Below are 25,669 nucleotides of genomic sequence, written 5' to 3'. Positions count from 1 at the left end.
GCACCCCCCCCCCCACCGAACGAGGCACTACGCGCTGAGCGGGAACACCTCGCCCAGCTCCCGGAACACCGCCGTGTTCAGCGCGAACGCGCGCTTGCACTCGTCGACGATGCGCTGCTTCTCCAGGTCGTCCGCGTCCACCGCGTCCAGCAGCTCGCGGTAGTCCCGCTTGAACGAGGCGGGGTTGGCTATCTCCTCGAAGACGTAGAACCGGACCCCGTCGCCCTTGCGCGCGAAGCCCCAGGTCCGCTCCGCCCTGTCCCGGATGATCTGGCCGCCCGAGAGGTCGCCCAGGTAGCGGGTGTAGTGGTGCGCGACGTATCCGGCCGGCCAGTCGCGGGCGCACTCGGCGACCCGGTCGGCGTACGCGGCCGTGGCAGGCAGTGGCTCCAGGCCCTCGCGCCAGTCCGCACCCCGCAGGTGGGCCAGATCGCGCTCCAGCTCGGCGGTGCGCATCAGCTCGGCCCGGATGAACGGACCGGCGACCCGGTCGCCCCGCAGCGCCTGCGCGCCTTCCTCCAGGGCCCGGTACACGAACCACAGCTGTTCCGTGTAGCGCGTGTACGCGTCCACCCCGAGCCGTCCGCCCAGCAGATCGCTCATGAAGGACGAGGTCTCCGCCTCGGTGTGCTGTTCGTGCGACGCGGTACGGATGAGCGTCGAGAAGGGCGTGGCGGCGGCGGTTGCGTCCAAGGCGGGCCTCCTGGGACCTAGAGGGGGACGGGAAGTCCGGGAAAGTACGGAAATATCGGCAGCGACCGCATTCGCGGAACCGCTGTCGACAACCCCGATCCTCCTACTTAGGCTTACCTAAGTCAACAGCTTCCCGACGTCCTGTCGGTAAAAACGATACGCCTGGTTCCGCGTGCCGGGTACGCGAAAGCGGCCGCCCAGGAGGGCGGCCGCTTTCGAGGCGGAAGGGTCCGGCCGGCTACGGGAGCGTCAGGATCTCGGCACCCGTCTCCGTCACCACCAGCGTGTGCTCGAACTGCGCCGTGCGCCTGCGGTCCTTCGTCACCACGGTCCAGCCGTCGTCCCACATGTCGTAGTCGTGGCTGCCCAGCGTCAGCATCGGCTCGATGGTGAACGTCATCCCGGGCTGCATCACGGTGGTCGCGCGCGGGCTGTCGTAGTGCGGAATGATCAGACCGGAGTGGAACGAGGAGTTGATCCCGTGCCCGGTGAAGTCCCGCACCACGCCGTAGCCGAAGCGCTTGGCGTACGACTCGATGACCCGCCCGATCACATTGACCTGGCGGCCCGGCCGGACCGCCTTGATGGCCCGGTTCAGCGACTCCTCGGTGCGTTCCACGAGCAGCCGGGACTCCTCGTCGACGTCGCCGCAGAGGTACGTGGCGTTGTTGTCGCCGTGCACACCGCCGATGTACGCCGTGACGTCGAGGTTCACGATGTCGCCGTCGCGCAGCACCGTGGAGTCCGGAATGCCGTGGCAGATCACCTCGTTGAGCGAGGTGCAGAGCGACTTGGGGAATCCGCGGTAGCCGAGCGTCGACGGGTAGGCGCCGTGGTCGCACATGAACTCATGGGCGACCCGGTCGAGTTCGTCCGTCGTGACACCCGGGGCGATGTGCTTCGCGGCCTCGGCCATCGCCTGTGCGGCGATCCGGCCGGCGATGCGCATGCGCTCGATGGTGTCGGCGTCCTGCACCTCCGGGCCGGTGTACGGGGTGGGGGCCGGCTTGCCCACGTATTCGGGGCGCCGGATCTTTCCGGGCACGGAGCGGATGGGAGTGATCTCCCCGGGTGCGAGCAGCGACTGGCCAGACATGTCAGCGAGTCTAACCAGCGCGCTTGGGGCAGCATGGCCCCGAGGGAAGGAGCCGGAGATGGCCCTGTTCAAGAAGCGCACGGTCGGCAAGCCGGGCGAGTGGTACTACTGCCTGGAACACCACAAGGTCGAGGAGGGCCCCGAGTGCCCGGCCAAGGACCGGTTCGGGCCGTACACCTCCCGCGAGGAGGCGCAGCACGCGATGGACACCGCGCGGGAGCGGAACCTGGAGTGGGAGAACGACCCCAAGTGGCACGACGGGGGCAGCACCCCGCCCGGTCCGCAGTCCTGACCGGGGGAGGCCGGGGCCCGTCCCCGGAGCCCGCTCCTCAGGCGGCGGAGGGGCTGGAGTCGCCGGCTTTCCCGGCGCTCTCGGCCTCCCTGGCCCTCCGCCTGCGCAGCGCGTCCTCGTCCGTCTCGGAGTCGTAGGTGAGCAGCTTCGGCAGCGCGGCCGTCAGCAGCGCGACCGAGGCCACGCACGCCACCCCGCCGCTCCAGATCGCCGACCTGGTCCCCGTCCAGCCCGCCATCGCACCGGCCCGCACCTGACCCAGCTGCGGGCCGATGCTGTACGAGAGCACCTCGATGCCCGCCAGCCGGCCCCGCAGCTCCTCCGGGATCGTCTGGTTCCAGATCGTGGAGCGGCCCAGACCGCTGAGCATGTCGCCCGCGCCCGCCACCGCCAGACAGACCAGCACCAGCCACACATTGCCGAACCAGCCGGCCGCCGCGATCGCCAGCCCCCAGACCGCGGCCCCGAACACCACGAACAGCCCGTGCCGCCGCACCCGTGACGTCCAGCCGCTGGTCAGCCCCAGCACCAGTGATCCGACCGAGTCCGCGGCGTACATCAGGCCCAGCGACCAGTCGGCGTGCAGGTCGTCCGCCAGGAACGGGAAGATCGCGTTCGGGAAGGCGAAGAACATCGCGGCCATGTCGACCGCGTACGTCCCCAGCAGCACCGGCCGGCTCCAGGCGTACTTCGCGCCCTCCACGATGCCGCGCAGCGACGGCTTCGTGTTCTCCCGGGCGGGCGGCGCGGGCGCCAGCCGCAGACACAGCAGCACGGAGACGGCGAACGTGGCCACCGTGACCGCGTACGCCGTGGCGTGCCCCGCGTACGCCACCGTGACCCCCGCCACCGCCGGGCCGGTGATCGCACCGAACTGCCAGCGCAGCGAATTCAGCGCGGCGGCCGCCGTCAGCTGCTCGTGCGGCACGATCCGGGCCATCAGCGAGTCCAGCGCGGGCCGCTGGAGCCCGGCGAGCGCGGAGACCCCGGCAGCGACCACGTAGAGCGGCCAGAGCATCGGGGCGGGCATCGCCGCGTTCACCAGGAGTACGACCGCGAGCAGCCCCAGCCCCGCCTCGGTCGCCAGGATCACCCTGCGGCGGTCCGCGGCGTCCGCGAGCGCCCCGCCGTACAGGCCGAAGACGACCAGCGGCACCAGCTCGACCGCGCCCATCACCCCGACGGCCAGCGGCGAACCCGTCAGCTCCTTGATCTGGAGCGGCAGCGCGATCATCGCCATGAAGCTGCCGAAGTACGTCACCAGCCCCTGGATCCACAGCAGCCGGAAGTCGCCGCCGGAGCGCAGGGGGGTGAGGTCGGGCAGCAGGGCGGCCAGCCGGGCGGCCGGGGAGGGAGCAGAAGTCACAGGAGGCCATGCTGTGCCGCCGGCAGCGGCACCGCAATGGATTTTCGCGGTGGCCGTCAGCGGCCGTCAGCGTGGGCCCGCCACCGCCGGGCCCACGGCTGCGGGCCGCCCCGCCGCCGGCCTCACCAGCGCGCCGGGGGCGGCGCCGTCAGCTGGTCGGCGAGCCGGGACAGCCGGTCCCGGAAGCCGCGGCGGCCGCGGGGTGCGGGGGCGCTGTTCTCCCCGGCCGCCGCGCTCACCAGATGCTGCACGGTGTCGAGGTCGACGTCGTCGGCGCCGGTCACCGCGAGCGTCTCGTGGGCGAGCCCCCGCACCTCCGGATCGCCGTCGTTCAGCGAGAGCACCGTGGCCCCGGCGCGCCGCGCGTCGTGCACTCGCTCCAGCAGTCCCGCGCCGGGCCGCTCCGGAGCCACCAGGAGCAGCGTCTCGCCCCGCCCCGCCGCCTCGATCCGGCCGAGACCCACGGCCAGATGCGCGGGGCCGCCCGGCTCCACCCGGTGGCGCACCAGGGTGGGGGCCAGCTCCGGCAGCCCGGACCAGGTGGACTCGTCGACCAGATGGGCCGCCAGATGCCACGGCTCGTACTCCGCCGTCCCCACCAGCAGCAGCCCGCCGCCGTGCGGTACCACCGACGACCTCAGCGCCCCGGCGAACCGCCGGGTCGCGGCGGGCCACTCGGTCCCGGCGAGCACTTCACGGAGCAGGGCGACACGTACGGCATCCATGGCCCGGCATCATGCCCCAGGACCCGGACCCGCCACCGGAGAACGGCCCCGGACCAGCCGAACGGGAAGCCCGGGACCACACCGGGTCGCCTTCCGTGGCGGGCAGTAATGTCGGAGCCATGACTACGAATGGCAGTGACAGCGCGGCCAAGCCGCCCGCCAAGGACCCCTGGGACCTTCCCGACGTCTCCGGGCTGACCGTCGGCGTGCTCGGCGGCACCGGGCCGCAGGGGCGCGGCCTCGCCTACCGGTTCGCCCGTGCCGGGCAGCAGGTGATCATCGGTTCCCGGGCCGCCGACCGTGCGCGGAGCGCCGCCGAGGAGCTGGGCCACGGCGTCGAGGGCGCGGACAACGCGGAGTGCGCGCGCCGCAGCGACGTGGTGATCGTCGCCGTGCCGTGGGACGGCCATGCCAAGACCTTGGAGTCGCTGCGGGACGAGCTCGCGGGCAAGGTCGTCGTCGACTGCGTCAACCCGCTCGGCTTCGACAAGAAGGGCGCCTACGCGCTGAAGCCCGAGGAGGGCAGCGCCGCCGAGCAGGCCGCCGCCCTGCTGCCGGAGTCCCGGGTCACCGCCGCCTTCCACCACCTCTCGGCGGTGCTGCTGCAGGACGAGGCCATCGAGGAGATCGACACCGATGTGCTGGTGCTGGGCGAGGCCCGCGCCGACACCGACCTCGTACAGGCGCTGGCGGGCCGGATCCCCGGCATGCGCGGCATCTTCGCCGGACGGCTGCGCAACGCGCACCAGGTCGAGTCGCTGGTCGCCAACCTGATCTCGGTCAACCGCCGCTACAAGGCGCACGCGGGGCTTCGCACCACCGACGTCTGAGCCGGACCCGCCACCGGCCGTCCGGGCCCGGGCCGCTCGGCGGACCCACCCTGCGGCGAGCGAAAAGGGGCATGGGGGACACTGGACGGGACCGCGTACCGCCCCCGACAGGAGCCGCCCCCATGCCCCGACTCGCTCTCTACGCCATCACCGTCTGTGTCCTGGCCGTCGTCGCGGCCGTGATCTCGTTCGCCCAGGGCAACCTGCTGGGGATCGTCTGGGTGCTGCTGGCCGGGCTCTCGTCGAACATGGCGTGGTTCTACGTACGCCGGCACCGCGCGCAGACCGCGGGCTGAGGGCCGGACCGCCGCTCACGGGGCGAAGGCGCAGACCGGGTACTCCTGGTTCCAGTTCTCCCAGAACCGGTAGGCGGCGCGGCCGCACTCCGTCTCCGTCCCGCTCACGCCCAGTGATTCCAGCAGGCCGCGGACCGCGTCGAAGAAGACGTGGTTGATCTCCGGGATCCACAGCACGCCGAACACCGCGAGCAGCCCGAACTGGGCGAACGGCTCCACCTGCCGCCGGATCCGGTACGACAGCCAGGGCTCGATCACCCCGTACCCGTCCAGCCCCGGCACCGGCAGGAGGTTCAGGATCGCCGCGGTGACCTGGAGCAGGGCCAGGAACGCCAGCGCGTACCGGAACTCCCTCGGGACACCGTCCAGCGCGTCCAGCCAGAACGGTGCCGTGCACACCAGCGCGAACAGCACGTTCGTCAGCGGGCCCGCCGCCGAGATCAGGCTGTGCTTCCACCGGCCGTGGATCCGCCCCCGCTCGATGAAGACCGCGCCGCCCGGCAGACCGATCCCGCCCAGGATCAAGAACAGCACCGGCAGCACGATGCTGAGCAGCACATGCGTGTAGGCGAGGGGATTGAGAGTGAGGTAGCCCTTCGCGCCGACCGAGAGGTCCCCGCCGTGCAGCGCGGTGCGGGCGTGCGCGTACTCGTGCAGGCAGAGCGAGACCACCCACGCCGCCGTGACGAAGACGAAGACCGCGAGCCCGTACGGATAACCGGTGCCCGTCCACACCGCCCAGCCCGACACCGCCGTCACGGCGGCGATCCCGAGGAAGACGGGGCTGATCCGCCGGTCGCTGCGGGCGCTTGAGGTGGTCATCGGCGGGCTCCTGACGGACGGCCGGAAGAGAACGGTGCGGCGGGCCGCGAGCCCGACCGTACCGCCGACACGTCACAAACGTCTCGCGTCCGGGCGGCGGTTCCGGAAAGGGTGGGGGCATGACGAGCGATCCGGAACACGGCGCACAGGGGTACGGGCGGACAGGTGTGCGCCTGCCGCTCCCGGTCACGGAGAATGGGCCGGTGCGCTACAGCATCCTCGGAACCACCCGGGCACTCCGCGACGACGGCACGGCCGTCACCATCGGCGGGGCGCGGCTGCGCGCCCTGCTCACCGTCCTCGCCCTGCGCCCCGGCCGCGTCGTCCCCGTCACCGTGCTGGTCGACGAGGTGTGGGAGGGCGAGCCGCCCGCCGACGCGGTGGGCGCCCTCCAGGCGCTCGTCGGCCGGCTCCGGCGCGCCGTCGGCCACGACGCGATCGTCTCCGCGGACAGCGGCTACCGGCTGGCCGCCGAGCCGGACGCCGTCGACCTCCACCGCTTCGAGCGGCTCGCGGGCGAGGGCGCGCGGGCGCTGGAGGAGGGCGACCCGGTGAAGGCCCGGACCGTGCTCGACGACGCGCTCGCCCTGTGGCGGGGCCCGGTCCTGGCCGATCTGCCCGACCGCCTGGGTGCCGCCGCCCGCTGGGAGGCCCGGTGGCTGGACGCCCGCCGCAACCGGCTCCGCGCGGTTCTCGCGCTCGGCCGCCCGGACGAGGCTCTGCCCGAACTGGTCGCGCTGTGCGCCGAGCACCCGATCGACGAACCCCTTCAGGCACTGCGGCTGCGGGCCCTGCGCGACGCCGGGCGCACCGCCCAGGCGCTGGCCGCCTACGACGAGGTGCGCACCGGACTCGCGGACCGCCTCGGCACCGACCCCGGCCCCGAGCTGCGCGCGCTCCACGCCGAACTGCTCCGCCGGGAACCGCCCGCCCCGGCCGCGGTGGCTGCCCCGCCCGCTCCGCCGGCGGGTCTTCGTCCCACGGCCCCTGCGGCCCCCGCCGCACCGTACGGCAACCTCCGGGCCAGGCTCACCAGTTTCGTCGGGCGCGAGGACGACATCGCGGCCCTGGGCCAGGACCTCTCGCACGCCCGGCTGGTCACCCTCCTGGGCCCCGGGGGCGCGGGCAAGACCAGGCTCTCCCAGGAGACCGCCGAATCCGTCGCGGACGCCTGGCCGGACGGCGTCTGGCTGGCCGAACTCGCCCCGGTCGACGACCCCGAGTCGGTGCCGGAGGCCGTGCTGACCGCGCTCGGCGCCCGCGAGACCGTGCTGCGCGGCGCCGGTGCCGAGGAGCTCAGGGTCGCCGAGGGGAACGTGAACGACCCCCTGGCAAGGCTCACCGAGCACTGTTCCCGGCGCCGCATGCTGCTGCTCCTGGACAACTGCGAACACGTCGTCGACGCGGCCGCCGCCCTCGCCGACCACCTGCTCGCCCGCTGCCCGCACCTCACCGTGCTCGCCACCAGCCGTGAACCCCTCGGTGTCCCGGGCGAGTTCGTCCGCCCCGTCGAACCGCTGCCCGACCCGATGGCGCTGCGCCTGCTCGCCGACCGCGGCGCCGCCGCCCGGCCGGGCTTCCGGACCGACGCGGACGAGGAGACCGCGGCCGCCGCCGCGGAGATCTGCCGCCGCCTGGACGGACTGCCGCTGGCCATCGAACTCGCCGCCGCCCGGCTGCGGATGCTCACCCCGCGCCAGATCGCCGACCGGCTCGACGACCGGTTCCGGCTGCTCACCAGCGGGGCCCGCACCGTACTGCCCCGTCAGCAGACCCTGCGCGCCGTCGTCGACTGGTCCTGGGACCTCCTGGACGAATCCGAACGCGCCGTGCTGCGCAGGCTCTCCGTCTTCGCGGGCGGCTGCACCCTCGCCGCCGCCGAGGCGGTCTGCGCGGACGGGCCGCAGGGCGCCCGCGAGGTCGCCGGACTGCTCGGCTCCCTGGTCGACAAGTCGCTCGTCGTCGCCGCGCCCGCCGAGGACGGCGAGATGCGCTACCGGCTGCTGGAGACCGTCGGCGAGTATGCCGCCGGCCGGCTCGACGAGGCGGCGGAGCGGGATCCGGCGGTCCGGCGCCACCGGGTGTTCTACCGGGAGCTGGTCCGTACCGTCGAACCCGAACTGCGCGGCGCCGGACAGCGCGCCGCCGTCGCGCTCCTGGAGCGCGAGTACGAGAACATCCGCACCGCCCTGCGCCACGCCGTCGCCGCCCGCGACGAGCAGGAGGTGCTCTGCATGGTGCTCTCGCTGTGCTGGTACTGGCAGATGCGCGAACTGCGCACCGACGCCCTGCACTGGGCCGAGGCGGCCGCCGCGCTGGGCCCCGACCCCTTCGCCCCGCCCGTCGGTACCGCGGCCGTCGAACCGGCGCCCTCCATCCACGAACGCTGCACCGACGCGCCGCCGCCGATGGGCCCCGAACTGCTCGGGGAGGCGCGGCGGCAGGTGGCCCTGGTCCAGCTGGTCAGCGCGGACCACTCCCAGAACGTCTGGGCCGACAAGGAGGGCATGGCCCGGATGCGGGTCATCGCGAAGACCTACCGGGCCGGCCAGCCGCAGACCTGCCGGGTTCCGGCATCGCTCTGGTTCTTCGCGGTCGTGCTCACCAGCGAGGCCGCCGACCTGCCCCGGCTGCTGGACGAAACGGTCCGCGCCTGCCGGGAGTACGGCTACGAATGGGAGCTCGCCGAGGCCCTCCAGATGCGCGCCAACGTGCTGGCCAACCGGCCCGAATGGGCGAGTGAGGCACGCACGGACGCCGACGAGAGCCTGCGCATCTTCAGCCGGATCGGCGACGACTGGGGCGCCGCCGAATCGCTCTCCGCGCGTGGGGAGGCCAACGAGCGGCGGGGCGAGTACGCCCTGGCGGCCGAGGACTTCCAGGCCGCGATCGGCTACGCGCGGAAGCTGGGCGCCCAGTCCCAGGTGGCGATCCTGCGCACCAGGCACGCGGCCGTGCTCACCGAACTGGGGCGCGGCGCCGAGGGCGAGCGGATCCTGCGCGAGGTGCTCGCCGAGGGGCGCGGGGAGGGACACGGGGCGGTGTCCTTCGCCCGGCTCCACCTGGTCATGTGGCTGGGGTGCAGCGGCCGCACCGGCGAGGCGCGCGAGCAACTGGCGGCGGTGCGAGAGGACTTCCGGTCCAATGCCAGGGCGGTCTTCGAAGGGGTCGTACTGGGCGCGACGGCCTGGCTGGACAACCAGGAAGGGCTGTACGAGCAGGCCCTGCCCCGGGGGCTGATGGCGCTGGAGCTGTCCAAGGACCGGCTGTCGCAGATGATGGCGCCCCAGATGTTCGTCATCCATCTCGTCGCCGTCGCCCGCTCGCTGGCCGGCATCGGCGGCGAGCAGCGGGCCACCGCGGCGGCCCGGCTGCTGGGGGCCGGCCGGGGGCTGCTGCCCGAGGGCCATGTGCGCACGACGATGGAGCTGGACGACTGGGCACGGGCCGAGGAGCTGACCGTGGCCGTGCTCGGCCGGGACGGCTACGAGGCCGCGTACGCCGAGGGCGGCGGCCTCTCCCTGGAGGAGGCCGCCGCCCTCGCGGACGCGTACCGGGGCTGAACCCCGCCGGGTCAGCTCTTCTTGCGGAACTTGGCGACCGCGAGCGGGGCCATCACCGCGGTGATGACCACGGTCCAGCCGAGCGTCACCAGGACCGAGTGGGCGAGCGGGCCGCCCATCATCAGGGCCCGCGCGGCGTCGGCCAGGTTGGACAGCGGGTTGTAGTCGGTGAACGTCTGGAGCCAGCCGGGCATCGTCTTCGTCGGGGCGAAGATCGAGGAGCCGAACTGGAGCGGCATCAGCACGAGCATCCCCATCCCCTGCACCGCCTGGGCCGTCTTCATCGTCAGTCCGAGCAGGATGAAGATCCACATGATGGCGGCGCCGAACGCGGCCGACAGCGCGATCGCCGCGATCAGCCCGAGCACCGACTCCTGGAGCTCCATGCCGAGGGCGAAGCCCATGGCCAGCAGGATGAGGGTGGCGACCATCATCCGGCCCAGCTCGACCACTATCTTCGCGATGAGCACCGAGGAACGGGCGATCGGCATCGTCCGGAACCGGTCCATGACGCCCTTGCGGAAGTCGTCGTTGACCCCGGAGCCGACCGCCATGGCGATGTTCATGCCCATCATCGCCATCAGGCCCGGTATCAGGTAGTTCAGATACTCCTGCCGGCCGCCGCCCATGCTGCCGCCGACCGAGCCGCCGAAGACGTACACGAACAACAGCGTGAAGATGACCGGCATCAGGAGCGCGTCGAACATCGACTCCGGATCCTTCTTGATCTGGAGCATGTTGCGCCGCACCAGCGCCCCGATGTGGCGCAGGTTGTTCCGCAGTCCGATCCGGCCCTCGTCGTGGACCGCCCCGCCACGGGCGGACGCGGTGGGTGCGGGCGTGGGTGTCAGAGTCGCCGTGCTCATGCCGCGACCTCCTCGGGAATCGTGTCGGTGACGGAGGTGGACTTCTCGCCGGTGATGGCGAGGAACACCTCGTCGAGGCTGGGCAGCGCGGTGGCGATGTGCGCCAGCGAGAAGCCCCGGGTGCCGAGCAGGCCTATGACGGAGGTCAGCTGCTCGTCGCTGAGGATCGGTACGTACAGCAGCCCCTCGTCCGGGACGGCCTGCGCGCCCGCGACGCCGTCCAGGCCGGCCTCCCGGACGGCCTGCGCCATCGCGGCCAGCTGCGCCGGGTCCGAGGGCCGCAGCTGCAGGGTGCGGCCGCCGACCTTCGCCTTCAGCTCGTCGACACCGCCGCGGGCAATGATCTTTCCCTTGTCGATGACGGTCAGCTCGTTGGCGAGCTGTTCGGCCTCTTCCATGTACTGGGTGGTGAGCAGCACGGTCGCCCCCTCCGCGACCATCCGCTGCACCTCGTCCCAGACCTCGTTACGGGTCCGGGGGTCCAGCCCCGTCGTCGGCTCGTCCAGGTACAGCACGGCCGGGTTGCCGATCATCGAGGCGGCCAGGTCGAGCCGGCGCCGCATGCCGCCGGAGTAGTCCATCGCGGCCTTCTTTGCCGCGTCGGTGAGCGAGAACCGCTCCAGCAGCTCGTCGGCCCGGGACCGGGCGGCCTTGCGGGACAGATCGAGCAGCCGCCCGATCATGTAGAGGTTCTCCCAGCCGGAGAGCTTCTCGTCGACCGAGGCGTACTGCCCGGTCAGACCGATGGTGCGGCGCAGCTGCCGGGGCTGCTTCACCACGTCGTAGCCCGCCACGGTGGCGTGTCCGGCGTCGGGGAGGATCAGGGTGGACAGGCAGCGTACGAGCGTGGTCTTGCCCGCGCCGTTCGGGCCGAGGACACCGAGCACGGTGCCCTCGCGGACATCGAGGTCCACGCCGTCCAGAGCCTTGGTCGAGCCGTAGTGCTTGACCAGCCCCCGGACCTCGACGGCGTTCGAGCCGCTCCTGGGGTTCTTGTCGATTCGCGTCATGCAGACCATCAGACCAGCCGCCACCGACAGTCCGCCGACAGCGGGCCGACAGCCCGCCGATGGGGGATGTCGGCGGGCTGTCGGTGGTGCGGGCAGTGGTTCGGACGGAACGGACCGGCAGGACCGGGGCCTCTCGTCCCGGATCCTGCCGGGCTCGCGTGCCCCGCTCCTGGATCAGGCCTGATCCAAACGGAAGGCCCTAGTGGAAGGTGTGCTCGGCGGCCGGGAAGGCGCCGCCCACGACCTCTTCCGCGAACTCCTTCGCCGCGTCGCCCAGCACCTGGCGCAGGTTCGCGTACTGCTTGGTGAAGCGCGGCACCTTGCCGCCGGTCAGCCCGACCATGTCGGTGTAGACCAGCACCTGGGCGTCCGTGTCGGGGCCGGCACCGATGCCGACGGTCGGGATGTGCAGGGTGCGGGTGACCTCGGCGGCCAGCTCGGCCGGTACCAGCTCCAGCACCACGGCGAACGCGCCCGCGTCCTGCACGGCCTTGGCGTCGCGCAGCATCTGCTGGGCGGCCTCCTCGCCGCGCCCCTGCACCCGGTAGCCCATCGCGTTGACGGACTGCGGGGTCAGGCCGATGTGCGCCATGACCGGGATGCCGGCGTCGACGAGCAGCCCGATCTGCTCGTGGCTGCGCTCACCGCCCTCCAGCTTGACCGCGCCGACGCCCGACTCCTTGATCAGCCGGGTGGCGTTGCGCAGGGCCTGGACCGGGCCCTCCTGGTACGCCCCGAAGGGCAGGTCCGCCACGATCAGGGCACGCCTGGTGCCCCGTACGACAGCGGCGGAGAGGATCGCGATCTCGTCCATCGTGACGGGCACGGTGGTCTCGTAGCCGAGGTGGCAGTTGCCCATGGAGTCGCCGACGAGCATCACCGGGATCCCGGCCTCGTCGAAGACGGACGCGGTCATCGCGTCGTAGGCGGTGAGCATGGGCCACTTCTCGCCGCGCTCGGTGGCGGCGGCGATGTCATGGATGGAGATACGGCGGGTGCTCTTGCCTCCGTACAGCGCCTTGCTGCTGTCGGTGGGAGTACCCGCGGGGGTGGTTGCGGACTGATTCCGCGCAGCCTGAAGCGACATTGCCAACGGCTCCTTCGTCATCTCGAGGCGCCCTGACGGCGTCCCCGGACCGGTTCCATGGTGGCATCCCGCGGTGGTCCACGGGAAGTGGGCCCGCGCACACCCTTGAAGGCGTGCCGAAGGACGGTCCCGCCGGCGATTGCCTTCCAATACGAGACGGTCTCGTATCGAAATCGGATAAGCTCCGTTCCATGTCGATACCGTCCGGTGCTCGCGCCGACGCGTCCCAGATCCCGGAGGCGGTCCACCGCCGCCGCTGGGCGATCCTCGTCGTCCTGATGTTCAGCCTGCTCATCGTCGTGCTGGACAACTCGATCCTGAACGTCGCGGTCAAGACCATCGCCAGTCCCGCACCCACCGGCCTGGGCGCCACCCAGAGCCAGCTGGAGTGGGCGATCAACGCCTACACGCTCGTCTTCGCCGGACTCCTCTTCACCGCCGGGCTGCTCGGCGACCGCATCGGCCGCAAGAAGGTGCTGCTCTTCGGCATCCTGCTCTTCGGCACCGGCTCCGCGCTGGCAGCCATGTCCGGCTCGCCCGCCCAGCTGATCACCTGGCGCGCCCTGATGGGCTTCGGCGCCGCGTTCGTCATGCCGGCCACCCTCGCCGTCCTGATGAACGTCTTCGAGCGCGACGAACAGCCCAGGGCCATCGGCATATGGGCCGGCAGCGTCGGGGTGGCCATCGCGATCGGCCCGATCACCGGCGGGCTGCTGCTGGAGCACTTCTGGTGGGGCTCGATCTTCCTGGTCAACGTACCCGTGGTGATCGTGGCGCTGATCGCGATGACGATGCTGGTGCCGGACTCCAAGGACCCGGACCCCGGCCGGATCGACCCGCTCGGCGTAGTGCTCTCCATCGTCGGCCTGGTGCTGCTGGTGTACGGCATCATCCGCGGCGGCCAGCTCGCCGACTTCGCCGACCCCGTGGTGCTCCTGTCGAGCCTCGGCGGCCTGCTCGTCCTGGCCGGGTTCGTCTGGCACGAGAAGCGCAGCACCCACCCGGCCATCGACATCTCGTACTTCAGGGAGCCGTCGTTCTCCGCTGCCGTCGCCGCCATAGCGCTGGTCTTCTTCGCGCTGATGGGGGTGACCTTCTTCTCCGCCTTCTACATGCAGAGCGTGCGCGGCTGGACCGCGCTGCAGGCGGGACTGATGCTGCTGCCGCTGGCCGCCACCCAGATGATCTTCGCGCCCCGGGCCCGGCTGCTCGTCGACCGCTTCGGCGCCCGCGCCACCTGCACCGCGGGCATGCTGCTGGTCGCCATCGGGCTGGCGGCGTTCGCGCTGTTCGACAGCACCACGCCGGTCTGGGTGCTGTGCCTGCTCTTCTTCGTCCAGGGCACCGGCATGGCACATGTGATGACCCCGGTCACCGTCTCGGTGATGCAGGCGCTGCCCCGTGAGAAGGCCGGCTCCGGATCGGCCGTCAACAACACCTTCCGGCAGGTCGGCGGGGCGCTCGGGGTCGCCGTGCTCGGATCGGTGCTCTCCACCGTCTACCGGGGCGACATCGAGGGCCACCTCGGCGCGGTCCCGGCCGGCGCCCGGGAGGCGGCCGGGGAGTCGATCGAGGCGACGCTCGGCATCGCCGACAAGCTGGGCCCGGCGGGCGCACCGCTGATCGCCTCCGCGAACGACGCGTTCCTGAAGGCCATGCATGTCACCGCCATCGGTTCGGCGACCATCGCCCTGGTGGGCGCCCTGGTGGTCGCCCTCTTCCTGCCGGGGAAGCCGCCCGCCGACGCGGGCCCCGACGGGTCGGGCCGGGGCGACCGCTCCGTGCGCGCGGCGGGAGCGGGCCGATGAGCCCGGCGACGCAGCAGGACGGGAACCGGACCGGCGTACGGGCACAGACCCCGGCACCACGCCGGGGCCGGCCGCGCAGCGCGGCGGCCGAGCGGGCGATCCTGGACGCCGTCGTCGGGCTGCTGGAGGCCGGCGAGCCCCTGGCGGCCCTGTCCATCGAGCGGATAGCCCGCACCGCGGGGGTGGGCAAGGCGACCATCTACCGGCGGTGGAGCGGCAAGGAAGAACTCTTCGTCGACGTACTGAAGGACATGGAGCCGCCGGAACCCGCCGTCTCGGGCACCGCCGGCCTCGACGACCTGCGACTGCTGCTGGACTCGCTGCGCAGGCGCGGCCTGGCACAGCGCTCCTCGGCCCTGCTGCACAACGTCTTCGCGCAGATGAAGAGCCACCCCAAGCTGTGGGAGGAGTACCAGAGCAGCGTCATCGCGCCCCGCCGCGTCGCCATGCTGGCCGCCGTCCGGCGCGCGGTAGACGCCGGTGAACTCCGAGCGGATCTGGACGTGGGTCTGATGGACGACCTGTTCCTGGGGCCCATGCTCGTACGCACCATCCACCGGCCCGACGCGCCGCTGCCCGAGGATCTCGCCGACCGGATCGTCCAGGTCCTGGTCGAGGGCCTGGGGCCCGGCCGGGCCACCCGGCCGCCCGGCGACGCCTGACGCTCCCGGACGCGCCCGAGTGTGATCGTTCTGTCACAAGCCCCGGCGGACCCCGCGCGGCCGGAACCTGCCGGACCCCGCCCTTCGTCCTCGTGACAGTACGGCCGTCGTCGACGGCAGGAAACCCGCCACGCATCGCCTAGGGTCGAGGGCGCGGCGACATGCACGGCAAGGCAGTGAGGAAAGCGCGATGGTGCAGGCGTACGGAGCGGACACCGGGAACGACCGTGCGGAGCCGGAACCGGAACGCGCCGGGGCGGGATCCCGACTCCGGGACCTGCGAGAGCGGTGGACCCGTGACCCGGGCATCTGGCGGCGCGGCATCGTCCTCGCCCTCTGCTCGGTGCTCATCACCCTGGTGATGGCCTTCCATTCGAAGATCCCGAACACCATCGGGAACCTGGGCAGCCTCTCCGAGACGTTCCTGCCGTGGATCGGGGTGTTCGTCCCGGTGCTGCTGGTCCTCGGCCTGGTGCGCCGCTCGGCGACCGCGCTGATCGCCCTGCTGCTGCCGGTCGTGGTCTGGTTCAACGTCTTCGGCGGTCTGCTCACCGACAAGTCCGGCAGCGGCGGCGACCTCACCGTGGCCACCCACAACGTCAACGCCGACAACCCCGACCCCGAGGGCACCGCCCGGCAGGTCGCGGCCTCCGGCGCCGATGTGATCGCCCTGGAGGAGCTGCCGAGCGGCAAGGTGGCGACGTACGAGGCGGCGCTCGCCGACCGCTTCCCGTACCACTCGGTGCAGGGCACCGTCGGTCTGTGGAGCAAGTACCCGATGAGCGCCACCAGGCCGGTCGACATCAAGATGGGCTGGACCCGGGCGATGCGCTCCACGGTGACCACCCCGAAGGGCGAGGTCGCCGTCTACGTGGCCCATCTGCCGTCCGTGCGCGTCAAGCTGCACGCCGGATTCACCGCCAACCAGCGCGACGACAGCGCGGACGCCCTGGGCGAGGCCATCTCCCACGAACGCCTCGGCAAGGTGATCCTGCTCGGCGACCTCAACGGCACGATGAACGACCGCTCGCTGAACGCGGTCACCGCCCAGATGCGCTCCACCCAGGGCGCGGCCGGCGACGGCTTCGGCTTCAGCTGGCCGGCCTCGTTCCCGATGGCCCGGATCGACCAGATCTTGGTGAAGGGCGTCGAGCCGGTGTCCTCGTGGACGCTCGGCGCGACCGAGAGCGACCATCTGCCGATCGTGGCCCGGGTGGAGCTGTGACGCGCTGAGCCGTTCCGTCACCCCGGGCGACCGCCGATGAAACGGTCCGTTCACCCGGCGGAACGAACCGTCTGAGAGAATTTGTTCCGTTTGGGAACCAAGGGCGTCCGGCGATGGAGCCGGCCCGGCCGCGCGCCGGTCCGCCCGGCTCCCCGGTTTCCCGCGGAAAGGTCTCTCCACATGCCCCTGGCCCTGCTCGCACTCGCGGTGAGCGCCTTCGGCATAGGTACCACGGAGTTCGTGATGATGGGCCTGCTGCCCAATGTCGCGGACGACCTGGGCACCTCCGTACCCACCGCCGGACACCTCGTCTCGGCGTACGCGATCGGTGTCGTGGTGGGGGCCCCGCTGCTCACCGCCGTCGGCTCCCGGATCCCGCGCAAGCGGATGCTCCTGCTGCTGATGGCCCTGTTCACGGTAGGCAACCTCGCCTCCGCGTTCGCCCCCGGCTTCGGCTGGCTGCTGGGCGGCCGGTTCCTCGCCGGGCTGCCGCACGGGGCCTTCTTCGGCGTCGGCGCGGTCGTCGCGGCCCGGCTCGTCCCCGAGGGGCGCCGGGCGCGGGCCGTGGCCACCATGTTCCTCGGGCTCACCGTCGCCAACATCGTCGGCGTCCCGGCGGCCACCCTGCTCGGCCAGCACCTCGGCTGGCGGGCCACGTTCCTGGTCGTCGCGGCGATCGGGCTGTGCGCCGTGGCGGCGCTCGCCCGGCTCGTACCGCAGGTGCCCGTCGACGCCCACCAGGGCCTGGGCCGGGAACTGCGCGCCCTCGGCGACCGCCAGGTGCTGCTCGGCCTGCTCACCGCCGTGCTCGGCTTCGCCGGGGTCTTCGCCGTGTACTCCTACCTCTCGGCCATGACGACCGAGGCGATGGGCTTCGGCGAGTCGGCGGTGACACCGGTGCTCGCGCTCTTCGGGATCGGCATGACCCTCGGCGCCCTCGCGGCGGGACCGCTCACCGACCGGGCGCTGCGGCCGACGCTGTACGGATCGCTCGGCGCGCTCGCCGTCGTCCTCGCGGTCTTCCCGTTCGCCGTCCATGTGCGGTGGGCCGCGCCGGTGCTGGTGGTGCTGCTCGGCGCGGTCGGCTTCATGACGACCACACCGCTCCAGATGCTGGTCATGAACAAGGCCAAGGACGCCCCGACCCTGGCGTCCGCCTCCAACCACTCCGCGTTCAACCTCGCCAACGCGGGCGGCGCGTGGCTCGGCGGCGCCGCGATCGCGGCGGGCTGGGGCTGGACCTCCCCGGCCCCGGTCGGCGCGGCCCTCGCGGTCGCGGGCCTGGCGGTCGCCGTCACGGCGGGACTGCTGGACCGGGAACGCACACCGGGGGCGTCGAGGGTGGTGGCCCGAGCGGACGCCCGGCCCGTACGGGACGACGCCCCGGTGGACGCGCGCTGAAACGCGGTGGCGCGGCGACCCGGATCAGCCGGGGCGCCACGCCGTCGTCCCGCTCAGCCCGACTCGCGCCACCGGTTGGTGATCGGCAGCCGCCGGTCCTTGCCGAAGCCCTTCGGAGAGATCTTCGTGCCCGGCGGGTACTGCCGGCGCTTGTACTCGGCCGTGTCCACCATCCGCAGTGTCTTCGCCACCAGCGCCCGGTCGAAGCCGGCCGCGACGATCTCGTCCAGACCCTGGTCCCGGTCGACGTACAGCTCCAGGATCCGGTCCAGTACGTCGTAGTCGGGCAGCGAGTCCGTGTCGACCTGCCCCGGGCGCAGTTCTGCGCTGGGCGGCTTGGTGATGGACGCCTCCGGGATCGGCGGGATCTGCCCGCGCTCCTCGGCGGCCCGGTTGCGCCACTTCGCCAGACGGAAGACCGACGTCTTGTAGACGTCCTTGATCGGGCCGTACGCCCCGACCGCGTCGCCGTACAGCGTCGAGTAGCCGACCGCCAGCTCGGACTTGTTGCCCGGCGCGAGGACGATCTGGCCCTCCTGGTTGGAGACGGCCATCAGCGTCGTGCCGCGCAGCCGCGCCTGGAGGTTCTCCTCGGCGAGACCGGTGAGCCCCAGCGAGCCCATGTACGCGTCGAACATCGGCTCGATCGGTACGGTGCGGAAGTTCAGCCCGGTGCGGCGGGCCAGCTCGGCCGCGTCGCCCTTGGAGTGGTCCGAGGAGTACTTCGACGGCATCGAGATGCCGTACACGTTCTGCGCGCCCAGCGCGTCGCAGGCGATCGCCGCGACCAGCGCCGAGTCGATCCCGCCGGAGAGGCCGATCAGCACACTGCTGAAGCCGTTCTTGGCGGCGTACGCCCGCAGGCCCACGACCAGCGCGGAGTACAGCTCCTCGTCGTCGTCCAGCCGCTCGGCGTAGCCGCCGGCCAGCTCCGCGGGGTACGCGGGGAGCGGCTCCTCGGAGAGCACCACGTGGTCGATCCGCAGCCCGTCGTTGACCACCCCGGACGGCGGCTCGGCGGCGGCCGCCGGCAGCTCCAGGTCGAGTACGACGCTGCCCTCGGCGAACTGCGGGGCACGGGCGATCACTTCGCCGTCCCGGTCGACGACGATCGAGTCGCCGTCGAAGACCAGCTCGTCCTGGCCGCCGATCATCGCCAGGTACGCGGTGGTGCAGCCCGCCTCCTGGGCCCGCTTGCGGACCAGTTCCAGCCGGGTGTCGTCCTTGTCCCGCTCGTACGGCGAGGCGTTGATCGACAGCAGCAGCCCGGCACCGGCGGCCCGGGCGGCCGGCACCCGGCCGCCGTCCTGCCAGAGGTCCTCGCAGATCGCGAGCGCCACATCGACGCCGTGCACGCGCACCACCGGCATCGAGTCGCCCGGCACGAAGTACCGGAACTCGTCGAAGACGCCGTAGTTGGGGAGGTGGTGCTTGGCGAAGGTCAGCGCGACCTGCCCGCGGTGCAGCACCGCAGCGGCGTTCCGGGGGGAACCGGCCGGCTGGCCGTAGCGCGGCTGGGCCGTCTCGGAGCGGTCGAGGTAGCCGACCACGACCGGCAGCTCCCCGAAGCCCTCGGCGTCGAGCCGGGCCGCGAGCGCGCGCAGCGCCTGCCGGGAGGCCTCGACGAAGGACGAGCGCAGGGCCAGGTCCTCGACGGGGTAGCCGGTCAGCACCATCTCCGGGAACGCCACCAGATGGGCGCCCTGTTCGGCGGAGTGCCGGGTCCAGTGGACGATCGCCTCGGAGTTGCCGGCGAGGTCACCGACGGTCGAGTCGATCTGATTCAGTGCGAGACGTAGTTGAGGCACGCGCACCAGTGTAATCGTCTGACTGACGCAATGTCCTGGCGGGCCGCGGTATCACGGCCGCGGCCCGCCAGGACCGGTTCGGGGGGGGTCAGTGGCGGTAGCCGAGGACCGTCATCATGCCCACGTCCGAGTGGTAGATGTTGTGGCAGTGCAGCATCCACAGTCCCGGGTTGTTCGCGTCGAACTCGACGGCCAGGGAGCTGTTCGGCCGGACGATCGCGGTGTCCTTGCGCGCCCATTCGGCCCTGCCCCGCTCGGTGGCCTCGTGGCGCCGCCCGGCCGGGCCGACCACGCCGAAGGAGTGCCCGTGCAGATGGATCGGGTGCCACATCTCCGTGGCGTTGTAGAACTCCAGTCTGACCCGCTCGCCCGCCCACACCGGGTGGCGCTGGTGGGGGTCGTACGGGGTGTGGTCGAAGGCCCAGTTGTACGCCCGCATGTTGCCGGTCAGCTTGAACCGGTGGATCCGGTCGGGCTTGCGCCGGGACAGCTCCATGGACGGGTCGGGCCACAGCCCGTACGCCTCCACCAGCTCTCCGTCCAGCTCCCTGGGCCGTACGGTCGCGGTGGGTGCAGTCCCCTTCCCGGTGCGGAGCAGGGCCAGCGCCGTGGCGTTCTTGCCCTCCGCGAGCGCGGTCAGCGGGAACACCCCGTCCCCGGCGGTGACCACCACGTCGTAGCGCTCGCCCATGCCCAGCAGCAGGGCGTCCGTCGTCCGGTGCCGGACCGGGTAGCCGTCGGTGTGGGTGATCGTCATCCGGTGTCCGCCGAGCGCCACCCGGAAGGCGGTGTCGCCGCCCGCGTTGATGATGCGCAGCCGGATCCGGTCGCCGGGCTTCGCGGCGAAGGACGTGGGGAACTTCCGGGTGCGGCCGTTGATCAGGTAGTACGGGTAGGCGACGTCGCCCCCGTGGCTGTCGAGCAGCTCGCTGTAGGAGCCCTCGGCCAGCCGAGTGGGGCCGGTGCGGCCCTTGGGCTTGGCGGGTTTGGCGGGGGAGCCGTGTCCGCCGGAGCCGCTCGCGCTGCCGTGGTGCATCCCGCCCTTGCCGTGGCTGAGTTCGTACAGCACCGAGTCCGGCGTCGAACCGGCCACCCCGTCGACCCAGTCGTCCAGCACGACGACCCACTCCCTGTCGTACTTGAGCGGCTCCCTCGGGTCGTCGACGATCAGCGGCGCGTACAGTCCGCGGTCCTGCTGGACTCCGGTGTGCGGGTGGAACCAGTACGTCCCGGCGTGCGGCACGGTGAAGCGGTAGGCGAATTCGGCGCCGGGTTTGATGGGGGCCTGGGTCACATCGGGCACGCCGTCCATGTCGTTGCGCACATTGAGGCCGTGCCAGTGCAGAGACGTTTCCTCCGGCAGATGGTTGGCGAGGGTGAGCGCCAGGGTGTCGCCCATCGTGACCCGGAGCTCCTTGCCGGGCAGGCGGGCGCCGTACGCCCAGGAGCCGACGATGAGCCCGCCGCCCAGGTCGAGCCGGGACGGAGTGGCGACGAGGTCGACCTTCCGCACGGGGCCCGAGCCGCGCGCGGCCTCGGCCGCCGCGACCTCCTTCCCGCCGGGGGAGACGTACTTGCCCTCGGACCTCCCGCCGGGGGAGGCGTGCTCGCCCTCGGACCTCCCGCCGGGGGAGGCCCCGTGTTCTGTGCCGCCGTGGCTGGTGCCACCGGCGTTCGCGCTACCGGTCTTCTTGCCGCCGCGGCCCGTGTCGGATTCGCCGGAGCACGCGGCCAGTACCGCCGAACCGGCAGTGGCGACAGCGGCGCCGAGCACGGCGCGTCGGGTGGGTGGAGTGCGCATGACGGGGTGCACCTCGGGGTGTTGTCGGTATTTCGGTCTGCTGGGGGAGGGGGAGGCGCCCCTTCTATATGCGCAGTACCGACAACGGGGCCGGTCGGGTCACTTCCGGCCGGGGATCCTGCCCCGGCGGCGGCGGCGCGTCCCGTGCCGCGACGCCCCTGAGGAGGCAGAGGATCCCGATGAGCAGCGAGACGAACAGCAACAACTGTCCGTATGTCGCACATCCACTCAGGGTCATGTCGAGCACCCTACCCCCGCCGGGTATCCCTCGCGCGCAGAAACGTATCGCCGCGGCGGTACGGGGCCCGGCGGGGCGGGCACGCGGCATGGCCCGACACCCCCTCCGGGCTCCCGTCCGGACCCGGCGGGGGGCCGGTCCGGACGGGGGAGCCTTCGGCAGGGGATGCCGGGTCGTGGGCGCCGGGCCGCCGGTTTCCCGGGCCTCGGGCGCCGGGCCGCCGGGCTGCCGGGCCGAGCCGGTGCGGCGGGTCAGCCGCGGGCGTAGACCTTCTCCGCCCAGCCGGCGATCTGCTCCTCGGTGAGGTGCTGCGCCAGGTCGGCCTCGCTGATCATGCCGATCAGCATCTTGTTCTCGACCACCGGGAGCCGGCGGATCCGATGGGTCTGCATCTCCTCCAGAACCATCTCCACGCCGGCCTCCGAATCGATCCAGCGAGGGGTGCCCTGGGCGAGGTCGCCCGCCGTCATCTTCGACGGATCGTGGCCCATCGCCACACAGCCGACCACGATGTCGCGGTCCGTGAGGATGCCGATCATCCGGTCCTGCTCGCCGTTGGCCGAGATGGGCAACGCCCCGACCTTGTGGTCACGCATCAGCTGCGCGGCCCGGTCGAGCGTCTCGTGCGCGGGGATCCACGTGGCCCCGGTGTGCATGATGTCCTTGGCGGTGGTCATGGGGGATTCCTCCTGCGTGCCGATGGGCATGCTGTACGACCCCGAGCGAACCCATCGTCATGGGCCCGTTCGGGGGACGCGACCGCTATCACCCGTTCGGGTGCACCTGCGGCCGGGTCGCGTACCCGGGAATTCCTCAGGAACGGGGTGCGGACCCGCGCGCCGCCAGCAGCCGGGCCATCTCGTCCAGCTCCGACTGCTGGGCCTCGGCCATCCCGCGGGCGAGCCGCTTCTCGGCCTTCACCGTGCAGAGCCGGGCGCAGCCGCGCGCCATGTCGATGCCGCCCCTGTGGTGTTCGGTCATCAGCCGGAGGTACCGGATCTCGGCCGCCCTGCCGCTCGCCTTCCGGAGCCGGTCCAGCTCGGTCCTGGTGGCCATGCCGGGCATGAGGGAGCCGTCATGGGCCCGGTAGCCGGTCCCCATGCCCGCCATCCCGTCCATGCCCGCCGTCCCGTCCATGCCCTTCGCCGAGTGCCCCTCGTGCCCGGCCGCCATCCAGCCCATCGGCTCTGCGGCGGTCGTCTTCGGCAGCTCCCACAGATCCAGCCAGCCGAGCAGCATGCCGCGCTGATTGGCCTGCGTGTTGGCGATGTCGTAGGCGAGCCGGCGCACCTCCTCGTCCTTCGTGCGGTCACGCACGATGAAGGACATCTCCACCGCCTGCTGGTGGTGGACCGCCATGTCACGGGCGAAACCGGCGTCCGCCGAGTCCGCCGCGGGCGGGTGCGGGGCGGCGGCCGCCCGGTCGGCCCCGTCCGCCCCGCCGCGCGCGGAGGCGACCGTCGCCACCCCCGCGAACAGCAGTGCGAGCGCCACGGCGGAGCCCGCCACCCACTCGACGCGCCGGCCGCGGCGCTTCCCGGCGGTCACTGCGCCCCCAGCCCGCCCGTGCACGTCGCACCGGGCTCGGGGGTCTGCGGACCCTGCACGAACTTCGAGAAGAACCGGTCGACCCGCGGGTCGTCGGCACCGTCCACGGTCACCTGGTTCCCCCAGGCGGTCAGCATGATGGTTCCGGCCTGGCCCTCGTACGGGCTCATCAGCGAGTAGGGCGTCCGGCCGACCCGCTCGGCCAGCTTCGCCACATCGGCGGCCGGGGCCCTGTCGGTGTATGTCACCCAGACCGATCCGTGCTCCAGCGCGTGCACGGCGTTCACATCGGGGATCGCCTTCTTGTAGACCTCGCCGTCGCAGTTCATCCATACGGGGTTGTGGTCACCGCCCACCGGCGGCTTCATCGGGTAGGCGACGGTCCCGGTGACGTGGTTGCGGGTCAGCTTCTTCGCGTCCCAGGTCCGCAGTCCCTCGATCGGCCCGTCGGCGGGAGCCTGCTGCCCGTCCGAGGGCGCCTTGTCGTCGGAGGGCGCCTTGCCGTCCGTCGCCGGGGCGGCCTGCTTCTGCTCGGACGCCTCGGACTTGGTCAGCACCAGGTACGAGCCGAACCCGACCAGCCCCACGACCACGAGCACGCTCAGGCTTATGGCCAGGGCACGGTCGCGGCGCTGCCGCGCGCGGTGGGTGTCGTGCGGCTGGGCCATGGGGGTCCTGGGGTCGAAACTCATGTCGTCAGGTCCTTCTGGGAAGGGGCGGGGACGGACAGGCCGAAGGCCGGGAAACCGGCGTGCGCGGGGACGTCACGAAGGCGTGCCACCCCGTGCGCGCCGTGGGCGCCGATCGTAGTGGGTGGCCGGGTGCTCCATCTCACGTCGTGTGCGTAATCTGGGTGAAATCCCGGGTCGTGATACTGGAGCTTCTCCCCTACCCCGGGCGGTGGTGCACGGACCGTCTGAACTGCAAGGATGTGGCTATGGACAAGCAGCAGGAATTCGTCCTCAGGACACTTGAGGAGCGCGACATCCGCTTTGTACGGCTGTGGTTCACCGATGTCCTGGGCTACCTCAAATCCGTCGCGGTCGCCCCTGCGGAACTGGAGCAGGCGTTCGACGAGGGCATCGGCTTCGACGGCTCGGCCATCGAGGGCTTCGCCCGGGTGTACGAGTCCGACATGATCGCCAAGCCGGACCCGGGCACGTTCCAGATCCTGCCGTGGCGGGCGGAGGCCCCCGGCACGGCCCGGATGTTCTGCGACATCCTGATGCCCGACGGCTCGCCCTCCTTCGCCGACCCGCGCTACGTCCTCAAGCGCATCCTCGCCAAGACCTCCGACCTGGGCTTCACCTTCTACACCCACCCGGAGATCGAGTTCTTCCTGCTGAAGGACAAGCCGGTCGACGGCAGCCGCCCCACCCCCGCCGACAGCTCCGGCTACTTCGACCACACCCCGCAGAACGTCGGCATGGACTTCCGCCGCCAGGCGATCACCATGCTCGAATCCATGGGCATCTCGGTCGAGTTCAGCCACCACGAGGGCGCTCCCGGCCAGCAGGAGATCGACCTGCGGTACGCGGACGCGCTCTCCACCGCCGACAACATCATGACCTTCCGCCTGGTGATGAAGCAGGTCGCGCTGGAGCAGGGCGTGCAGGCGACGTTCATGCCGAAGCCGTTCTCCGAGTACCCCGGCTCGGGCATGCACACCCACCTCTCGCTCTTCGAGGGCGACCGCAACGCCTTCTACGAGTCGGGCGCCGAGTACCAGCTCTCCAAGGTCGGCCGCTCCTTCATCGCCGGCCTGCTCACCCACGCCGCGGAGATCTCCGCCGTCACCAACCAGTGGGTCAACTCCTACAAGCGCATCTGGGGCGGCTCCTCCCGCGCCGCGGGCGCCGGCGGCGAGGCCCCCTCGTACATCTGCTGGGGCCACAACAACCGCTCCGCGCTCATCCGCGTCCCGATGTACAAGCCCGGCAAGACCGGCTCCGCCCGGGTGGAGGTCCGCTCCATCGACTCCGGCGCCAACCCCTACCTGACGTACGCGGTGCTGCTCGCCGCGGGCCTCAAGGGCATAGAGGAGGGCTACGAACTCCCGGCCGGCGCCGACGACGACGTCTGGGCGCTGTCCGACGCGGAGCGCCGCGCGATGGGCATCGAGCCGCTGCCGCAGAACCTGGGCGAGGCGATCGCACTGATGGAGAAGAGCGAACTGGTCGCCGAGACGCTCGGCGAACACGTCTTCGACTTCTTCCTGCGCAACAAGAAGCAGGAGTGGGAGGAGTACCGCTCCGAGGTCACCGCCTTCGAGCTGAAGGCGCTGCTGCCGGTGCTGTGACCGCGACGCGGTGACATCCGGGCCGGAGGCGGTGCGCCTCCGGCCCGGAGTGCGTCGAGGGGCCGGGGCGCCGAACCCGGCGCGGAACGAAGCCAGTTGGGGGACTGGTAGGAAACTTTCCTGTTCGCTAGCATTCCCGGCGGTGGCTCGGCGCGGTGCCCCGCTACCCAGGCATGACGCGCTCAGTGAGAGCTCTGGCCCGGCCACCACGACCCCGCCCCTGCCCGCGCCCC

The 25,669-nt window shown here is 71.9% G+C and carries 23 protein-coding genes; 9 read left to right on the top strand and 14 right to left on the bottom strand.

Going from position 1 to position 25,669, the window contains the following annotated elements:
- Window positions 1-27 precede the first annotated feature (27 nt).
- Both AADR41_RS21150 and map read right to left on the bottom strand, forming a co-directional pair.
- Window positions 28-693, bottom strand: coding sequence for a biliverdin-producing heme oxygenase (locus tag AADR41_RS21150; RefSeq protein ID WP_342282954.1), 666 nt, complete (start codon window positions 691-693; stop codon window positions 28-30).
- Between the two features lie 238 nt (window positions 694-931).
- A complete protein-coding gene (gene map / locus AADR41_RS21145; RefSeq protein ID WP_342282953.1) occupies window positions 932-1,789 on the bottom strand; it encodes a type I methionyl aminopeptidase in 858 nt (285 codons plus the stop codon).
- A 58-nt stretch (window positions 1,790-1,847) separates the two neighbouring features.
- On the opposite strand from map, the gene AADR41_RS21140 reads away from it, so the two are divergent.
- Entirely contained in the window at window positions 1,848-2,081 is a 234-nt protein-coding gene (locus AADR41_RS21140; RefSeq protein ID WP_342282952.1) for a hypothetical protein, read from the top strand.
- 37 nt (window positions 2,082-2,118) lie between these two features.
- On the opposite strand, the gene AADR41_RS21135 is transcribed toward AADR41_RS21140, so the two are convergent.
- Both AADR41_RS21135 and AADR41_RS21130 read right to left on the bottom strand, forming a co-directional pair.
- Window positions 2,119-3,447 (bottom strand): MFS transporter, encoded by a 1,329-nt coding sequence (locus tag AADR41_RS21135; protein ID WP_342282951.1) that lies wholly within the window; start codon window positions 3,445-3,447, stop codon window positions 2,119-2,121.
- Window positions 3,448-3,569: 122 nt separating this feature from the next.
- A complete protein-coding gene (locus tag AADR41_RS21130; protein ID WP_266916215.1) occupies window positions 3,570-4,172 on the bottom strand; it encodes a hypothetical protein in 603 nt (200 codons plus the stop codon).
- Between the two features lie 119 nt (window positions 4,173-4,291).
- Here AADR41_RS21130 and npdG point away from each other — a divergent pair, with 119 nt between their 5' ends.
- Window positions 4,292-5,002, top strand: a complete 711-nt coding sequence (gene npdG, locus AADR41_RS21125; protein ID WP_342282950.1) for an NADPH-dependent F420 reductase — start codon at window positions 4,292-4,294, stop codon at window positions 5,000-5,002.
- 122 nt (window positions 5,003-5,124) lie between these two features.
- Window positions 5,125-5,298, top strand: coding sequence for a hypothetical protein (locus AADR41_RS21120; RefSeq protein WP_164495224.1), 174 nt, complete (start codon window positions 5,125-5,127; stop codon window positions 5,296-5,298).
- 15 nt (window positions 5,299-5,313) lie between these two features.
- Here the strand turns inward: AADR41_RS21120 and AADR41_RS21115 are convergent, their stop codons facing one another.
- Window positions 5,314-6,120, bottom strand: coding sequence for a site-2 protease family protein (locus AADR41_RS21115; protein ID WP_342282949.1), 807 nt, complete (start codon window positions 6,118-6,120; stop codon window positions 5,314-5,316).
- 203 nt (window positions 6,121-6,323) lie between these two features.
- Here AADR41_RS21115 and AADR41_RS21110 point away from each other — a divergent pair, with 203 nt between their 5' ends.
- Window positions 6,324-9,683: a BTAD domain-containing putative transcriptional regulator gene (locus tag AADR41_RS21110; protein WP_342282956.1), complete on the top strand. Its 3,360-nt coding sequence runs from the start codon at window positions 6,324-6,326 to the stop codon at window positions 9,681-9,683.
- 11 nt (window positions 9,684-9,694) lie between these two features.
- Here AADR41_RS21110 and AADR41_RS21105 read toward each other — a convergent pair whose 3' ends face one another.
- The 3 genes from AADR41_RS21105 to panB form a co-directional block, all read right to left on the bottom strand.
- Window positions 9,695-10,549 carry an ABC transporter permease gene (locus AADR41_RS21105; protein ID WP_317866944.1) on the bottom strand — a complete coding sequence of 285 codons (855 nt, stop codon included), beginning with the start codon at window positions 10,547-10,549 and terminating at the stop codon, window positions 9,695-9,697.
- On the bottom strand, window positions 10,546-11,568 hold the full coding sequence (locus AADR41_RS21100; protein WP_342282955.1) for an ATP-binding cassette domain-containing protein: 1,023 nt from the start codon (window positions 11,566-11,568) through the stop codon (window positions 10,546-10,548). The genes AADR41_RS21105 and AADR41_RS21100 overlap by 4 nt, the downstream gene beginning before the upstream one ends.
- Before the next feature lie 190 nt (window positions 11,569-11,758).
- Window positions 11,759-12,646, bottom strand: a complete 888-nt coding sequence (gene panB, locus AADR41_RS21095; RefSeq protein ID WP_342282948.1) for a 3-methyl-2-oxobutanoate hydroxymethyltransferase — start codon at window positions 12,644-12,646, stop codon at window positions 11,759-11,761.
- Window positions 12,647-12,837: 191 nt separating this feature from the next.
- On the opposite strand from panB, the gene AADR41_RS21090 reads away from it, so the two are divergent.
- The 4 genes from AADR41_RS21090 to AADR41_RS21075 all read left to right on the top strand — a co-directional run bounded on the left by AADR41_RS21090 (window position 12,838) and on the right by AADR41_RS21075 (window position 17,742).
- On the top strand, window positions 12,838-14,454 hold the full coding sequence (locus AADR41_RS21090) for an MFS transporter (protein WP_342282947.1): 1,617 nt from the start codon (window positions 12,838-12,840) through the stop codon (window positions 14,452-14,454).
- Complete coding sequence (locus AADR41_RS21085; RefSeq protein WP_342282946.1) at window positions 14,451-15,116, top strand: TetR/AcrR family transcriptional regulator; 666 nt, start codon at window positions 14,451-14,453, stop codon at window positions 15,114-15,116. The genes AADR41_RS21090 and AADR41_RS21085 overlap by 4 nt, the downstream gene beginning before the upstream one ends.
- 190 nt (window positions 15,117-15,306) lie before the next feature.
- A complete protein-coding gene (locus AADR41_RS21080) occupies window positions 15,307-16,341 on the top strand; it encodes an endonuclease/exonuclease/phosphatase family protein (protein ID WP_342282945.1) in 1,035 nt (344 codons plus the stop codon).
- 180 nt (window positions 16,342-16,521) lie between these two features.
- Window positions 16,522-17,742, top strand: a complete 1,221-nt coding sequence (locus AADR41_RS21075) for an MFS transporter (protein WP_342282944.1) — start codon at window positions 16,522-16,524, stop codon at window positions 17,740-17,742.
- Window positions 17,743-17,795: 53 nt separating this feature from the next.
- On the opposite strand, the gene AADR41_RS21070 is transcribed toward AADR41_RS21075, so the two are convergent.
- The 6 genes from AADR41_RS21070 to AADR41_RS21045 all read right to left on the bottom strand — a co-directional run bounded on the left by AADR41_RS21070 (window position 17,796) and on the right by AADR41_RS21045 (window position 23,829).
- Window positions 17,796-19,550 (bottom strand): NAD+ synthase, encoded by a 1,755-nt coding sequence (locus AADR41_RS21070; RefSeq protein WP_342282943.1) that lies wholly within the window; start codon window positions 19,548-19,550, stop codon window positions 17,796-17,798.
- An 88-nt stretch (window positions 19,551-19,638) separates the two neighbouring features.
- Window positions 19,639-21,351 (bottom strand): multicopper oxidase domain-containing protein, encoded by a 1,713-nt coding sequence (locus AADR41_RS21065; RefSeq protein WP_342282942.1) that lies wholly within the window; start codon window positions 21,349-21,351, stop codon window positions 19,639-19,641.
- Between the two features lie 64 nt (window positions 21,352-21,415).
- Window positions 21,416-21,589: a hypothetical protein gene (locus AADR41_RS21060; RefSeq protein ID WP_342282941.1), complete on the bottom strand. Its 174-nt coding sequence runs from the start codon at window positions 21,587-21,589 to the stop codon at window positions 21,416-21,418.
- 251 nt (window positions 21,590-21,840) lie between these two features.
- Complete coding sequence (locus tag AADR41_RS21055; protein WP_342282940.1) at window positions 21,841-22,266, bottom strand: CBS domain-containing protein; 426 nt, start codon at window positions 22,264-22,266, stop codon at window positions 21,841-21,843.
- Window positions 22,267-22,402: 136 nt separating this feature from the next.
- Window positions 22,403-23,137 carry a DUF305 domain-containing protein gene (locus AADR41_RS21050; protein ID WP_342282939.1) on the bottom strand — a complete coding sequence of 245 codons (735 nt, stop codon included), beginning with the start codon at window positions 23,135-23,137 and terminating at the stop codon, window positions 22,403-22,405.
- Window positions 23,134-23,829, bottom strand: coding sequence for a DUF3105 domain-containing protein (locus tag AADR41_RS21045; RefSeq protein ID WP_342282938.1), 696 nt, complete (start codon window positions 23,827-23,829; stop codon window positions 23,134-23,136). Before AADR41_RS21045 ends, AADR41_RS21050 begins: the two co-directional genes overlap by 4 nt.
- A 245-nt stretch (window positions 23,830-24,074) precedes the next feature.
- Here AADR41_RS21045 and glnA point away from each other — a divergent pair, with 245 nt between their 5' ends.
- A complete protein-coding gene (gene glnA, locus AADR41_RS21040; RefSeq protein WP_072483343.1) occupies window positions 24,075-25,436 on the top strand; it encodes a type I glutamate--ammonia ligase in 1,362 nt (453 codons plus the stop codon).
- Window positions 25,437-25,669 lie beyond the last annotated feature (233 nt).

The organism is Streptomyces sp. CLV115 (assembly GCF_038448545.1).
GTDB classification, from domain to species: Bacteria; Actinomycetota; Actinomycetes; order Streptomycetales; family Streptomycetaceae; genus Streptomyces; species Streptomyces sanglieri.
This window is presented reverse-complemented; position numbering and strand designations above follow the sequence as displayed.